Origin of the sequence: Burkholderia sp. BCC1977 (assembly GCF_905339595.1) — a bacterium.
GTDB lineage: Bacteria > Pseudomonadota > Gammaproteobacteria > Burkholderiales > Burkholderiaceae > Burkholderia.
The window spans coordinates 1-13,987 of the sequence record NZ_CAJPGQ010000049.1; the positions used below are offsets into that span (position 1 = coordinate 1).

12 protein-coding genes are annotated in these 13,987 nt (G+C 66.1%); 9 read left to right on the plus strand and 3 right to left on the minus strand.

Annotated elements, in window-relative coordinates:
* Positions 1-54: 54 nt before the first annotated feature.
* The 3 genes from icmH to tssJ all read right to left on the minus strand — a co-directional run bounded on the left by icmH (position 55) and on the right by tssJ (position 2,894).
* Positions 55-837, minus strand: coding sequence for a type IVB secretion system protein IcmH/DotU (gene icmH, locus U5771_RS29395; RefSeq protein ID WP_322027226.1), 783 nt, complete (start codon positions 835-837; stop codon positions 55-57).
* Positions 834-2,180: a type VI secretion system baseplate subunit TssK gene (tssK, locus tag U5771_RS29400; protein ID WP_322027227.1), complete on the minus strand. Its 1,347-nt coding sequence runs from the start codon at positions 2,178-2,180 to the stop codon at positions 834-836. Before tssK ends, icmH begins: the two co-directional genes overlap by 4 nt.
* Positions 2,181-2,282: 102 nt before the next feature.
* The gene (gene tssJ, locus U5771_RS29405) at positions 2,283-2,894 is read right to left on the minus strand and encodes a type VI secretion system lipoprotein TssJ (RefSeq protein ID WP_322027228.1); all 612 of its coding nucleotides are present in this window, start codon (positions 2,892-2,894) and stop codon (positions 2,283-2,285) included.
* A gap of 378 nt (positions 2,895-3,272) precedes the next feature.
* Here tssJ and U5771_RS29410 point away from each other — a divergent pair, with 378 nt between their 5' ends.
* The 9 genes from U5771_RS29410 to tssA all read left to right on the plus strand — a co-directional run bounded on the left by U5771_RS29410 (position 3,273) and on the right by tssA (position 13,962).
* Positions 3,273-3,914 carry a tetratricopeptide repeat protein gene (locus tag U5771_RS29410; RefSeq protein ID WP_322027229.1) on the plus strand — a complete coding sequence of 214 codons (642 nt, stop codon included), beginning with the start codon at positions 3,273-3,275 and terminating at the stop codon, positions 3,912-3,914.
* A gap of 44 nt (positions 3,915-3,958) precedes the next feature.
* Entirely contained in the window at positions 3,959-4,474 is a 516-nt protein-coding gene (tssB, locus tag U5771_RS29415; RefSeq protein ID WP_322027230.1) for a type VI secretion system contractile sheath small subunit, read from the plus strand.
* Between the two features lie 15 nt (positions 4,475-4,489).
* On the plus strand, positions 4,490-5,980 hold the full coding sequence (gene tssC / locus U5771_RS29420; RefSeq protein WP_039320274.1) for a type VI secretion system contractile sheath large subunit: 1,491 nt from the start codon (positions 4,490-4,492) through the stop codon (positions 5,978-5,980).
* Positions 5,981-6,050: 70 nt separating this feature from the next.
* Positions 6,051-6,554, plus strand: a complete 504-nt coding sequence (locus U5771_RS29425; RefSeq protein ID WP_006477093.1) for an Hcp family type VI secretion system effector — start codon at positions 6,051-6,053, stop codon at positions 6,552-6,554.
* 62 nt (positions 6,555-6,616) lie between these two features.
* The gene (gene tssE / locus U5771_RS29430; protein ID WP_059465243.1) at positions 6,617-7,102 is read left to right on the plus strand and encodes a type VI secretion system baseplate subunit TssE; all 486 of its coding nucleotides are present in this window, start codon (positions 6,617-6,619) and stop codon (positions 7,100-7,102) included.
* 77 nt (positions 7,103-7,179) lie between these two features.
* A complete protein-coding gene (gene tssF / locus U5771_RS29435) occupies positions 7,180-9,015 on the plus strand; it encodes a type VI secretion system baseplate subunit TssF (protein WP_322027231.1) in 1,836 nt (611 codons plus the stop codon).
* Entirely contained in the window at positions 8,979-10,079 is a 1,101-nt protein-coding gene (tssG, locus tag U5771_RS29440) for a type VI secretion system baseplate subunit TssG (RefSeq protein WP_322027232.1), read from the plus strand. Before tssF ends, tssG begins: the two co-directional genes overlap by 37 nt.
* Before the next feature lie 44 nt (positions 10,080-10,123).
* Positions 10,124-12,793: a type VI secretion system ATPase TssH gene (gene tssH, locus U5771_RS29445; RefSeq protein WP_322027233.1), complete on the plus strand. Its 2,670-nt coding sequence runs from the start codon at positions 10,124-10,126 to the stop codon at positions 12,791-12,793.
* Positions 12,794-12,840: 47 nt separating this feature from the next.
* The gene (gene tssA / locus U5771_RS29450) at positions 12,841-13,962 is read left to right on the plus strand and encodes a type VI secretion system protein TssA (RefSeq protein WP_322027234.1); all 1,122 of its coding nucleotides are present in this window, start codon (positions 12,841-12,843) and stop codon (positions 13,960-13,962) included.
* Positions 13,963-13,987 lie beyond the last annotated feature (25 nt).

Below are 13,987 nucleotides of genomic sequence, written 5' to 3' on the forward strand. Positions count from 1 at the left end.
CCGCCGAGCGGTCCTTTCTTCATCAAGCATCAGCGTCTAAACGAAGCCCGCCCCTCAAGGCAGCGAAATCGTCAGATTCGCCGACTCCGGGCCCACCTTGATCACCTGCGAATAAGGCGCCAACGCCTGCAGCGTCTTGTCTTTCAGATAAGCATTGAGCCCGAGATACCCAAGCAGTGCCACCAGCGCAAACACCGCCCCGATCGCCCAAACCGGCACCTCGCGCTTCAACCGATGCGCGATCTGATCCGGCAGCGGCCAATGCGGCGCAAACGCAGCGCGCTTGCCCTTCATATGCGCGATCTCATCCCCCAGCCGCGCGGTGAGGTACGCGAGCTTCTCCGGCCCTTCGAGCAGATACTTGCCCTGGAACCCGAGCAGCAGGCACATATGAAACACCTCGAGCGACTGCAGCCGCGCCGCGCCCTGCGCGCGACATTCCTCGAGATACTGGAAGAACTTCTCCCCCGCGAGCTGCTCGCCGAACAGCACGAGCTGCAGCGGCCGGCGTTCCCAGTCGGTCCGGATCTTGAACTGCGACGACAGCACCATCTCGTCGACGGCCGCGCAGTACGCGAACTTCGCGCCATACACGTCCTCGGCCGGGATGTTCAGCTTCTTCGCCCCGCGCTCGAAATCCGACAGGAATTCCTGGATCTTCGTGCTGAACTCGCTCGCGCTGTCCGGCTCGCGGCCGTTCTTGAGCAGGAACAACATGAAGAACCCGTCGTACAGCAGGTCGAGCAGCGAACGGGCCTGGAACGCGGCGTCGGTCGACGCCGGGGTATGCAGCGGGGCCGGCGCGTTGTCGCCGAACAGGGAAGGCGCGTAGCTCATGATGTGACCGCGATCAGTTCGAATTTCAGGTCATTGATGCCAGTCGGCGCATAGATCATCGCGGACTGGGCCTGCAGCATGCGCTCGTACAGCGCGCCGCGCGAATCGAGCGAGAAATAGCACGCGCCCGGCCGCACGGGGATCGCGGGCGGCACCTGCGGCGTGTACGACAGCCGCACGCCGGGCATCGCCGACAGCACGAGCTTGTCGACGTCGTCGGGTGCGCCGACCTTGAAGCGGGCAGGCACCGCATCGACGAGCTCGACGCTCGGCATGTCCGCGGACACGGCCAGGTAGAACTCGGTCTTGTCGTCGATCTTGCCCGAATCGAGGCGGCCGAGGTGGAACGACGGACGCACCTCGTCGAGGGTGATCGCGAAGTAGCGCGTCGAGATCACGGTGTCGAGCAGCTCGCGCAGCATCAGGTCGAGACGCGCGAAGCTCGGGCCCGGGTCGTCATGGCGATACACGGGCAGGTCGGCGAGCGTATAGCCCTTCGAGAACGTCATCAGCTGGCCGGCGAGGCGCAGCAGTTCCTGGAACAGCCGCTCCGGATGCAGCGCCGCATGCTGGTGCAGGTGCGCGAGCGTCGCGAACGCGGCGTTCGCGGTGTGCAGCAGCCAGAACGATGCGATGTCGCCCGAGCGGAACTCGATGATGTTCTTCGACGGCTCGCGGTGAAAACCGTACAGCGCGTTGACCTTCGCCTGCAGCGCGTCGACGAGCTGGCGCAGCCGCTGGTGCAGGATCGGCGACGCCTCGATCGCGAGGCACGGCGGCACGAAGCTGTCGTCGATCTCGAAACCGGACGTCGCGGTGCGGCGCACGCGCACGAGCGGCACCGACAGCAACTGGTCGCGCGGCTCGCTGTGCGCGATCAGCTTGACCTGCGTCTTGAGGAACGTGATGTCGGCTTCGGCGGCGTCGGTGAAGTTGTCGGCGACGCTCGTCTGCTCGCTGACGAAACGCGTCATGAAGCCGGCGGCCGGATCGTCGCTGTAGTTGGTGCCGCTCTCGCGCAGCGGGTGCAGCGCAAGGTAGAACACGAATTCGTTGATGCCGTCGGGCAGCGTGTCGAGCGCGATCGGCGGCGGCAGGTCGTCGGCCTGCGGCGCGGCATACAGCGCGCCGTCCGGGAACACGAGCGCAAGCTCGGCCACGCGCAGCACGTTGCTGCCGAGCGCATCGCGGTCGATGCGCACCGAGCGCACGCCCCAGTTGTACGGCTGGATCGCCTGGATGGATTCGAACAGGCGCGCCTCGTGGTAGGCGTCCTGCCGCTGAAAGTGTTGAGGCCGGAGGAACAGCCCTTCCCCCCACAGCACCTTGGCCGAATAACTCATGTCAAATCCGGTTAATGTCGCGTTGCGATGTAATCGATTTGTTCGTGCCCGAATTAATCGCCAATTTGTTAACTCTTGTTAATTGACATTCGTGCGTCATGTTTAACCGCAGGTGACCGACGAAAGCATATTCAGCGGTTGCGAAGGCGCACCCTGTTGCGGTGCGATGACAGAGCCGTCGGTGACCGTCATCGCGCAATTATGCAGGCCGATGATTATGCCGGATTTCTCCGACTTCGCCGGGTCGAACGTCAGTTTCCATCGCTGGATTGCGGGATCGCGGAACAGCGCGACGATGCCGAATGCCTGCGCTTCGCGCGATACCTTTTCGGTTGCCGTATAGCGCTGGCCCGGAATCAGCGTGATTTCACGCACGTTCAGCAGATCGGCACCCAGCGCGGCCTTTTCCTTGGTCGGATCGGTGAATGCGTCGAACGGCGCCTGCTGGAACGAAGTCGGATCCTTCAGCGCGTAGAGCCTGACCACCAGCGCGAGCGGCTTGTGATCGTTCGCGGCATTGAGGTTGGGCGCGGCGGCGAGCGTGAGCCCGATGTTGCGCGGCGGCTTCTGGGAATCCGGCAGTTCGGGCTTGCCGACACCGGCCGCCTGCATCACGGCGCTCGCGGCGGAGCCGATCAGCGGGGCGGCCGCGCATCCGGCCAGGAGCGCGCAGGCAATCAGCGGCAGCGCAAAGCGAATCATGGACGATCTCATCATGTTTTCGGCGTGCCGCCTTTAACTCCCCTGTCAAAACTGCCGGGTATTTCCGCGTTCGTCGCGAATGCCCGGCCTATCGGCCGTTCAACTATTAAGCACACGCACTCGGCCGCGCGTCCTCGGAAATTTTTTCCGTCATCCGTGCGAGATGTTGCCGATCCAGTAAAACTTGCGCATTCCGGTCGATGCGAAAGCCGCCGGCGGGCCGCTGCCAGAGGCGTTTCGAGGGGGTAGCGCACGGTTTTAAAAGGAATTACTCTGCACGCGGCGATTGAATTATGAAAAATTGATCGGTACTATACCCGCGCGCTTCTTGCAAAGCAAAAGAACCAGATTCTGAACGATTTTAATACTCACGCGCCGGTGGATATAACGATGAAAGACCGTCTTTTCGCAAAATTGTCTGGGGTAGTGCTGGCTTGCGGCGTGATCGCCGGTTGTGCGAGCCAGCCGCCGGTGCCGCCGACTGCCGAGGTGTTCAACAAGTCGCTGGCCGATGCGGACGCCGTTGCGAAGTCGGGTGACCAGGACAAGGCGCTCGGCCTGTACCAGCAGCTCGCGAAGTCGGATCCGACGCGCGAGGAGCCGTGGTCGCGCATCGCGCAGATCCAGTTTGCCCAGAACCACTATGGCCAGGCGATCGTCGCCGCGCAGGAAGCCCTGCAGCGTGACGCGACCGATCGTCAGGCGAAGAGCGTGCTCGCGGTCGCGGGGCTGCGGATCGCGACGCAGTCGCTCGGCGAGCTGCGCCAGGATGCGTCGCTCGCGGGCGACGCGAAGTCGGACGCGCAGGCGCTCGCGAAGCAGCTGCGCGACACGCTTGGCGAATCGGCGCTGTTCCCGCCGGAGCAACGGGCCGCGAAGGCGCGTCCGCCGCGCCGCATCGTTCATCGTCCGAAGGCCGGCGCGGCACCGGCTGCCGAGGCAGCAACGACCGCGCCGACACCGTCTGCCCCGCCGCAGGCCGCTGCGGCGCAGAAGGGCGGCGCCGATCCGTTCAGCGCGCTGCGCAACTGACCGCAACTGACGCGATAACCACAACTAACCTGGGAGCCGTCGAGATGGCCAAGAAAGAAAGCATTCAGAAAAGCTTGCAGAAAATACGGCCGCCGCGCGTCCAGCTGACCTACGAGGTCGAGAAGGGCGATGCGATCGAGGTGAAGGAACTGCCGTTCGTCGTCGGGGTCGTCGGCGATCTGGCGGGCCAGTCGGAAGTCGAGCAGCCGAAGCTGCGCGACCGGAAGTTCGTCAACATCGACCGTGACAACTTCGACGACGTGATGAAGGCGATCGAGCCGCGCGCCGCGTTCCAGGTGGAAAACCGCCTGAGCCCGGAAGGCGGCAAGTTCGCGGTCGACCTGAAGTTCCGTTCGCTGTCGGATTTCAGCCCGGACGAAGTCGTCGAACAGGTCGAGCCGCTGCGCCGCCTGCTCGAGGCGCGCTCGAAGCTCGCCGACCTGCGCAACAAGCTCGCCGGCAACGACAAGCTCGAGGATCTGCTGTCCGAAGTGCTGAAGAACACGCAGCAGCTGCAGGCGCTCGCGAAGGGCACGGGCGGCGACAAAGACGGCGAATGACGACGGAGTGTTGAGATGAACCAGCAAACGGCTGCGGCCCAAGCGAGCGGCGCGGAATACGCCGCCGGGACTTCGTTGCTCGACGACATCGTCGAGAAGAGCAAGGTCGCGAAATCCGATTCCGAGCATGCGCGCGCGAAGGACCTGATCGGCGAACTCGTGCACCAGGTGCTCGACGGCACGGTGATCGTGTCGGACAACCTGTCGGCGACGATCGACGCGCGCGTCGCGGAACTCGACCGCCTGATCTCCACGCAGCTCTCCGCGGTGATGCACGCGCCGGAATTCCAGCGCCTCGAAAGCACGTGGCGCGGGATGGACTACCTGGTCAAGGAAAGCAACACCGGCCAGACGATCAAGATCAAGGCGCTGCACGCACCGAAGCGCGACCTCGTGCGCGACTTCAAGGGTGCGAGCGAGTTCGACCAGAGCGCGCTGTTCAAGAAGGTCTACGAAGAAGAGTTCGGCACGTTCGGCGGCTCGCCGTTCGGTGCGCTGATCGGCGATTACGAGATCTCGCGCCAGCCGGAAGACATGTATTTCATCGAGCAGATGTCGCACGTCGCGGCGGCGGCGCACGCGCCGTTCATCGCGTCGGCGTCGCCGGAGCTGCTCGGCCTCGAGTCGTTCTCCGACCTCGGCAAGCCGCGCGATCTCGGCAAGGTGTTCGACACGGTCGAATACGCGAAGTGGAAGTCGTTCCGCGATGCCGAGGATTCGCGCTACGTCGGCCTCACGCTGCCGCGCTTCCTCGGTCGCCTGCCGTTCAATCCGAAGGACGGCCAGACCGCGGAAAACTTCAACTTCGTCGAGGACGTCGACGGCACCGAGCACGACAAGTACCTGTGGTGCAACGCAGCGTGGGCCTTCGCGGCACGCCTGACGGCCGCGTTCGACGATTTCGGCTGGTGCGCGGCGATCCGCGGCGTCGAAGGCGGCGGTCTCGTCGAGGACCTCCCGACCCACACGTTCAAGACCGACGACGGTGAAGTCGCGCTGAAGTGCCCGACCGAAATCGCGATCACCGATCGCCGCGAGAAGGAACTGAGCGACCTCGGCTTCATCCCGCTCGTGCATTGCAAGAACTCGGATTACGCTGCGTTTTTCGCCGCGCAATCGGTGCAGAAACCGAAAAAATACAGCACCGACAGCGCGAATGCGAACGCCGTCCTGTCCGCCCAGCTTCAGTACATCTTTTCGGTATCGCGCGTCGCGCACTACCTGAAGGCGATGATGCGGGACAAGATCGGCAGCTTCGCATCGGCGCAGAACGTGGAGACTTTCCTCAACCGGTGGATTTCGCAGTACGTCCTGCTCGACGACAACGCGTCACAGGAACAGAAGGCGCAATTCCCGCTGCGCGAGGCATCCATACAAGTGTCGGAGATTCCGGGCAAGCCGGGCTCGTATCGTTCGGTCGCGTTCCTGCGCCCGCACTTTCAGCTCGACGAACTCTCGATTTCTCTGCGACTTGTCGCTGATCTGCCCAAACCGGCAAATTCATAAGCGAGTAGATCGCCCGGGCGGGCCGCCTGGGTAGGACGTTAAAACCACCTCTTTGGGGAGTCGAAGGGCCATGTTACATATGCACTTGCAGTTTGGTAGTCCGGCGGTGAAGGGCGAGTCCGCGGACAAAGACCATCAGGGCTGGATCGAACTGAAATCATGGGATCACTCGATCGTTCAGCCGCGTTCGGCAACGGCATCGACCGCGGGCGGTCACACGATGACGCGCTGCGAGCACGGCGACATGATTTTCACGAAGGAAATCGATTCGTCGAGCCCGCTGCTGTACCAGCACGCATCGGGCGGCACCACGTTCGATGAAGTGACGGTCCATTTCTCGCGCGCGGACGGTGAGGGCAAGCGCGTGCAGTATCTGGAAGTGAAGCTCAAGTACGTGATCATCTCGAGCATCGCGCCGAGCGTTCGCGAAGAAGGTCTGCCGCTCGAGACGTTCTCGCTGAAGTACGCGGCCGTGCAGTGGAAGCAGACCCAGCAGAAGATCGGCGGCAACCAGGGCGGCAACACGCAAGGCGCCTGGAGCCTGACGAAGAACGACAAGACCTACGCGGTCTAAGGTCGGTTGCGGCAACGGGGCGCTCGGCGTCCCGTTGCCGTTTTCGCTGTGCATGCCGGCCGATGAAACGATTCGAACCCAGTTTTCTCGACAAGCTGTTCGACGACGAACCGCACCTGCCGGCCTCGGCCGCGATGCGGCAATTGTCGCTGGACGAGCTCAAGAACACGGTCGCCCGCGACGTCGAGGCGATCCTCAACACCCGTATCGCGCACACCGAAATCGAGCTGGCCGCGCTGCCGGAATGCCAGAAGTCGGTGCTGACCTACGGGCTGAACGATTTCGCGGGGCTGAGCCTCGCGAGTCATTACGACCGCGCGTTCATCTGCAAGTCGATCCAGCAGGCCATCGCGCGCCACGAGCCGCGACTGCAGCAGGTGCAGGTGACGTTCGAGCTGAACGAGCAGTCGACCAACGCGCTTTACTTCGCGATCCAGGCGCTGCTCGTCGTGCATCCGGCCGAGGAGCCGGTGAGTTTCGACGCGATGCTGCAGCCGTCGACGCTGCAGTATTCGGTCACGCGCACGCGCGCGGCCAGAATGCTGTGAATCAAGCCGCCGAGCGGGCCGGACCGCCCGGTGACGGATCAGGGTCCGGCAGGAAATATTGAGGTTCGGGGTCGTCGATGGAAGAATTGCTGCCGTATTACGAGCGCGAATTATCGTTTTTGCGGCGCTATTCGCGAGATTTCGCCGAACGTTATCCGAAGATCGCCGCGCGGCTCGCGTTGTCCGGCGAGCACTGCGAGGATCCGCACGTCGAGCGGATGATCGAGTCGTTCGCGCTGCTCGGCGCGCGCATCAACAAGAAGCTCGACGACGACTACCCGGAATTCACCGAAGCGCTGCTGGAAGTGCTGTATCCGCACTACCTGCGGCCGTTCCCGTCGTGCTCGATCGCGCAGTTCACACCGGCTTCGCCCGGCCAGCAGACCGAACCGGTCGTGATTGACCGCGGCACCGAGCTGAAGAGCCGTCCGATCCGCGGCGTGCAGTGCCGGTTCCGCACCGCGTACGACGTGACGCTCGCGCCGATCCGCATCTCGGAGGCGCGCTACATGCCGGTCGCGCTCGCGCCGAGCGCGACGGTGCTGCCGTCCAATGCGACGGGCGTGATCTCGATCACGTTCGAATCGCTCGCCGCGCAGCTCGATCTCGGCGCGCTGAAGCTTGCGACGCTGCGCGCGCACCTGCACGGCGAGCAGTCGTTCGTCGCCGCGCTGACCGACTGCCTGTTCGTGAACGTGCTCGGCGCGTATGTCGAGCCCGAGCGCAACGGCCGCTGGACCGCGCTGCGCAAGCTGCCGATCGCGCATGCCGGCTTCGACGAGGACGACGCGCTGATCGACTACCCGGCGAAGTCGCACCCCGCATATCGCCTGCTCACCGAATACTTCGCGTTCCCCGACAAGTTCGATTTCGTCGATTTCGACCTCGCGGCGATCGCGCGCGCGTCGGGCCGCTGCCAGCGCGCGACGCTGCATCTGGTGCTGCAGGACGTGCGCAGCGATTCGCACGTCGCGCGGCTGCTCGAGTTGCTGACGGCCAGCCATTTCCGGCTGTTCTGCACGCCGATCGTCAACCTGTTCCGCCAGCACGGCGAGCCGATCCGCATCACGCACCGCGCGGTGTCGTACCCGGTGATCGCCGAAGCGCGCCGCGCGTTCGCGTACGAGGTGTACTCGATCGATTCGGTGAAGCTCGTCCGGCAGCAGGCGCATGAAGAATCGGTGATCGAGTTCCGGCCGTTCTATTCGCTGCATCACGGCGAAGCGGCGCGGATCGGTCATTACTGGTTCGCGCGCCGCAACGACTGGGTCGCGCAGAAAAGCCCCGGCTACGAAACCGAGATCTCGATCGTCGACATCGACTTCGAGCCGACCTCGCCGCAGACCGACACGCTGAGCCTCGACCTCACCTGCACGAACCGCGACCTGCCCGCGATGCTCGCGTTCGGCCTCGAAGGCGGCGACCTGTTCCAGGAAGGCGGCGCGCAGACGAGCGGCATCTCGCTGTTGCGGCGCCCGACGCAGAGCGTGCGCTTCGAGCGCGGCCGCGCCGCGCACTGGCGGCTCGTGTCGCACCTCGCGCTGAACCATGTGTCGCTGGTCGCGCACGGGCTCGCGCCGCTCAAGGAAATGCTGACGCTGTACGACCTGCGGCGAACCGCCGTGTCGATGCGCCAGATCGACGGCCTGGCCGGCGTCGAGCAGCGCGGCGCCGTGCAGTGGCTGCCCGGCAAGCCGTTCGCGACCTTCGTGCGCGGCATCGAGATCCGCCTGACGATCGACGAGGAACACTTCGTCGGCGCGAGCCTCGCGTCGTTCGTGCGCGTGCTCGACAGCTTCTTCGGGCTGTATGTCCATCTCAACAGTTTCGTTCAACTAGTCGTGGTGTCGAAGCGCACCGGCGAGGAGATCATCCGATGCAAGCCCCGCACCGGCGAATCGATCCTGGCGTAGTCGACGCGCTGCTCGACGAGCCGCACCGCTTCGAGTTCTTCCAGGCGGTGCGCGTGCTCGAAGGGCTGTTCGCGCGGCAGGCGTCCGACGCGCCCGGCGCGTGGCGACAGGGCGACGTCGTCGCGCAGCGCATCGAATTCCGCAACACGCTGTCGCTCGGCTTCCCGCCGAGCGAGATCGAAGGCGCCCGCTCGTTCGACGACGACGGCACGCTGCTCGACTCGGGCGAGCAGCGCGGCGCCGCGCTCGCGGCCGGCGAGCTCGGTCACGTCGAGCTGACGCCCGCGTTCTTCGGGCTGCTCGGCGGGCAGGGCGCGCTGCCGCTGCACTACACGGAGCAGATCGTCGCGCGCGAGCATCTGAAGCGCGACCACGCGGCGCGCGCGTTCTTCGACGTGTTCTCGAACCGCGCGACCGCGCTGTTCTATGCGGCGTGGAAGAAATACCGGCTGCCGTTCCATTACGAACTCGACCGCGACGAGCGCTACCTGCCGCTCCTGCTCGCGATCGCCGGCGTGCCGAGCGACGAGGTGCGCGACAGCCTCGCGGCCGGCGCGGGCGGCGTGCTCGACGAGGCCGTCGCCGGCTACGCGCTCGCCGCGCGGCACCGGCCGATGTCGGCCGCCTATCTGCAGCGCACGCTGTCCGATTACTTCCGCGTGCCGGTGAAGATCGACCAGTTCGTCGGCAAGTGGTACGACGTGCCGCCCGACCAGCTGAGCGTGCTCGGCGAGGTCAACGCGGTGCTCGGCGCGACGGCGCTCGTCGGCGAACGGGTGTGGCAGCGCGACATGCGCGCGCGGATCGTCGTCGGCCCGCTGTCCAAGCGCGACTACGAGGCGTTCCTGCCCGGCGGCGCGCAGGCCGTCGCGCTCGAGCGGATGCTGACGCTGCTCGCCGGCGTCACGCTCGAATACGAGGTGAAGCTCGTGCTGAAACGCACCGAGGTTGGCGCGAGCGTGCTCGGTGCGGGCTCGCGGCTCGGCTGGGACGCGTTCCTCTGCACGCGCGACGCGGCCGAGGACCGCTCGGACGCCCGCTACGAACTGCACGTGATTCACTGATTCCGAACGACAACAAACACGCAATCGAACCTGAGATCGACGCCATGAGCACGCCTCTGAAGACCCTGATCACGAAACTGAATCCGCTGTGCCGGCACGCGACCGAGCGCGCGGCGAGCGCGTGCCTGGCGCGCGGCCATTACGAGGTCGATCTGGAGCATCTGTTTCTCGCGCTGCTCGACCAGGCGACGGGCGACCTGCCGCTCGCGCTTCGTGCGAGCCGCGTCGATCCGCATGCGCTGCGTGCCGATCTCGAGCGCGAACTCACGCGCCTGAAGACGGGCAACACGCGCACGCCGGTGTTCTCCGTGCACCTGATCGCGCTGTTCGAGCAGGCCTGGCTGATCGCGTCGCTCGATTCGCAGCTCGGCCGCATTCGTTCGGGGCACCTGCTGCTCGCGCTGCTGACCGCGCCCGATCTCGCGCAGTTCGCGCAGCGCATGTCGTCGCAGTTCGCGGAAATGAACGTGACGGACCTGAAGCACAAGTTCGACGAGATCATGGCCGGTTCGAGCGAGGCCGAGCCGCGCCAGCCGGATGAGGAGGGCAGCGACGTCGCGCCGGCCGCCGACGGTGCCGCGCCCGCGGCCGGCCCGTCGAAGACGCCCGCGCTCGACACGTACACGACCAACCTCACGCAGCGCGCGCGCGACGGCAAGATCGACCCGGTGATCGGCCGCGAAGCCGAGATCCGCCAGGCGATCGACATCCTGATGCGCCGCCGCCAGAACAACCCGATCATGACCGGCGAGGCCGGCGTCGGCAAAACGGCGGTCGTCGAGGGCCTCGCGCTGCGGATCGCGGCCGACGACGTGCCGCCGCCGCTTTCCGGCGTCGCGCTGCACGTGCTCGACATGGGGCTGCTGCAGGCCGGCGCGAGCGTGAAGGGCGAGTTCGAGAACCGCCTGAAGAGCGTGATCGACGAGGTGAAGAAGAGTGCGCACCCGATCATCCTGTTCATCGACGAGGCGCACACGATCATCGGCGCGGGCGGCCAGGCCGGCCAGAACGACGCGGCGAACCTGCTGAAGCCGGCGCTCGCGCGCGGCGAGCTGCGCACGATCGCCGCGACGACCTGGAGCGAATACAAGAAGTACTTCGAGAAGGATGCGGCGCTCGCGCGGCGCTTCCAGGTCGTGAAGGTCGAGGAGCCGAGCGAGCCGCTCGCGGCCGCGATGCTGCGCGGGATGTCCGGGCTGATGGAGAAGCACTTCAATGTGCGGATCCTCGACGACGCGATCACCGAGGCCGTGCGCCTGTCGCATCGCTACATCAGCGGCCGCCAGCTGCCGGACAAGGCGATCAGCGTGCTCGACACCGCGTGTGCGAAGGTCGCGCTCGCGCACAGCGCGACGCCGGCGGCGATCGACGACACGAAGAAGCGCATCGAACGCATCGACGCGGAGATCGCATCGCTCGAGCGCGAAGTGGCGGGCGGCGCGGCGCACGACGAGCGGCTCGGCGAGCTGCGCGGCGCACGCGACACGGCGCTCGCGCAAGTGACCGAGGACGAGGCGCGCTATGAAGCCGAGCGCGCGATCGTCGCCGAGATCACCGAATTGCGCGACACGCTCGACAAGGCGCGCGGGCCGTCGGAAGACGGCGAGCCGGTCGACGTGCCGGCCACGCGCGAGAAGCTGGCCGAACGCGTCGCGGCGCTGCACGCGCTGCAGGGCGGCGAGCCGATGGTGCCGCTGCAGGTCGACGGCCACGTCGTCGCCGAGATCGTCGCCGCGTGGACCGGCATTCCGCTCGGCCGGATGGTGAAGGACGAGATCGACACCGTGCTGAACCTGCAGCCGCTGCTGACCGCGCGGGTGATCGGCCAGGACCATGCGCTCGACGCGATCGCGCAGCGCGTGCGCACGGCGACCGCGAACCTCGAGGATCCGAACAAGCCGCGCGGCGTGTTCATGTTCGTCGGGCCGTCGGGCGTCGGCAAGACCGAGACCGCGCTCGCGCTGGCCGACATCCTGTACGGCGGCGAGCGCAAGATGGTCACGATCAACATGAGCGAGTACCAGGAAGCGCACAGCGTGTCGGGCCTGAAGGGTTCGCCGCCGGGCTACGTCGGCTACGGCGAGGGCGGCGTGCTGACCGAGGCCGTGCGCCGCAACCCGTATTCCGTCGTGCTGCTCGACGAGGTCGAGAAGGCGCACCCGGACGTGCTCGAGATGTTCTTCCAGGTGTTCGACAAGGGCACGATGGACGACGCCGAAGGGCGCGAGATCGATTTCCGCAACACGCTGATCATCCTGACGTCGAACGTCGGATCGGCCGCGGTGATGCAGGCGTGCCTGAACAAGCCGGCCGAGGAACTGCCCGATCCGGACGCGCTCGCCGAGGCGCTGCGCCCGCAGCTGTACAAGACGTTCAAGCCGGCGTTCCTCGGCCGGATGAAGGTCGTGCCGTACTACCCGATTTCCGACGACGTGCTGGCCGAGATCATCGAGCTGAAGCTCGAACGGATCCGCCGCCGCATCGAAGCGAACCACAAGGCCGCGTTCGAGTGGGACGAATCGCTTGTCGATGCGGTGCTCGCGCGCTGCACCGAGGTCGATTCGGGCGCCCGCAACGTCGACCATATCCTGAACGGCACGCTGCTGCCGGAGATCGCGGGCCACGTGCTCGGGCGGATCGCCGACGGCGCGGCCATCGCGCGCATCGCGGTGCGCGCGGACGAGGCCGGCGAATTCGCGTACACCGTCGAATGAGCGCCGCCGCGCCGAGCCAAGCCAAGCATTGATGAACTGACCGAACCATGCCGATCAATCTCCCCGAGCTGCTGACGCCGATCAGCGATGCGTCGCCCAGCGGCGACGACCTGCTGTTCTCGAACGAATTCGACGCGATCCAGGACGCGCGGCGCTATGACGATCCGACGCTCGACCAGGGCGAGTGGGTGACCGAGATCAAGGAAGCCGACTGGGGCTTCGTCGTCGATCACGCGGGCGAGCTGCTGCGCACGCGCACCAAGGACCTGCGGCTCGCCGTGTGGCTGACCGAGGCGCTCGCGCTGGAGGACGGCATCACCGGCCTCACCGAAGGCTATGCGCTGCTGGAAGGTCTGTGCCGCGACTACTGGGACACCGTGCATCCGCTGCCCGAAGGCGACGACGTCGAATACCGGCTCGGCAACGTCGCGTGGCTGTCCGGCCGCACGGCCGGGCTGCTGCGCGGCATTCCCGTGACGGACGGCGCGTCGAACGCGTTCACCACGCTCGACTGGGAAGTCGCGCAGCATGTGGCGCAGGCCGTGAAGCGCGACCCCGAACACGCGGACGACATCGCGCGCGGCAAGCCGTCGGTCGAGCAGGTCGATGCGTCGCGGCGGGTGACGCCGATCGCGTTCTACACGACGCTGCTCGCGAACCTGAAGGCGTTCGAGTTCTCGCTCGACGCGTTCGAGGAGCGGCTCGTCGAACGCGCGGGCGATTCGGCGCCGAGCTTCCGGCAGACGCGCGATGCGTTCGAGACCGTGTACCGGCTCGTCGAGCGCTTCGCGCGCGAGCAGGGTTATACGGGCAGCGCGCCGCATGCGCCGTCGGCGCCGCAGGCGCAGCCCGAGCGTATCGAGCCGAGCTTCGGCGACGTGTTCCATACCGAGGAGACCCATGTGCAGTCGCAGACCGCTCCGCGTCCGCCGGTGACGCAAATGATCGCCGGCATCCAGAACCGTGCGCAGGCCGTCGACCAGCTGCGTGCGGTCGCGCGTTACTTCCGCCAGACCGAGCCGCACAGCCCGGTCGCGTATCTCGCGGACAAGGCCGCCGAATGGGCCGACATGCCGCTGCACAAGTGGCTCGAGAGTGTCGTGAAGGACGACGGGTCGCTGTCGCATATCCGCGAGCTGCTCGGCGTGAGGCCCGACGAGCAGTCGTGAGCGACGGCTTTGAGACCTGAGAGCG

What these genes read in the sequence shown, in the direction of transcription:
- tssK (WP_322027227.1), bottom strand. Translation starts at nt 2,180, where the DNA reads ATGAGTTATTCGGCCAAGGTGCTGTGGGGGGAAGGGCTGTTCCTCCGG.
- U5771_RS29410 (WP_322027229.1), top strand. Translation starts at nt 3,273, where the DNA reads ATGAAAGACCGTCTTTTCGCAAAATTGTCTGGGGTAGTGCTGGCTTGC.
- tssB (WP_322027230.1), top strand. Translation starts at nt 3,959, where the DNA reads ATGGCCAAGAAAGAAAGCATTCAGAAAAGCTTGCAGAAAATACGGCCG.
- tssA (WP_322027234.1), top strand. Translation starts at nt 12,841, where the DNA reads ATGCCGATCAATCTCCCCGAGCTGCTGACGCCGATCAGCGATGCGTCG.
- tssE (WP_059465243.1), top strand. Translation starts at nt 6,617, where the DNA reads ATGAAACGATTCGAACCCAGTTTTCTCGACAAGCTGTTCGACGACGAA.
- tssC (WP_039320274.1), top strand. Translation starts at nt 4,490, where the DNA reads ATGAACCAGCAAACGGCTGCGGCCCAAGCGAGCGGCGCGGAATACGCC.
- icmH (WP_322027226.1), bottom strand. Translation starts at nt 837, where the DNA reads ATGAGCTACGCGCCTTCCCTGTTCGGCGACAACGCGCCGGCCCCGCTG.
- U5771_RS29425 (WP_006477093.1), top strand. Translation starts at nt 6,051, where the DNA reads ATGTTACATATGCACTTGCAGTTTGGTAGTCCGGCGGTGAAGGGCGAG.
- tssH (WP_322027233.1), top strand. Translation starts at nt 10,124, where the DNA reads ATGAGCACGCCTCTGAAGACCCTGATCACGAAACTGAATCCGCTGTGC.
- tssF (WP_322027231.1), top strand. Translation starts at nt 7,180, where the DNA reads ATGGAAGAATTGCTGCCGTATTACGAGCGCGAATTATCGTTTTTGCGG.
- tssJ (WP_322027228.1), bottom strand. Translation starts at nt 2,894, where the DNA reads ATGAGATCGTCCATGATTCGCTTTGCGCTGCCGCTGATTGCCTGCGCG.
- tssG (WP_322027232.1), top strand. Translation starts at nt 8,979, where the DNA reads ATGCAAGCCCCGCACCGGCGAATCGATCCTGGCGTAGTCGACGCGCTG.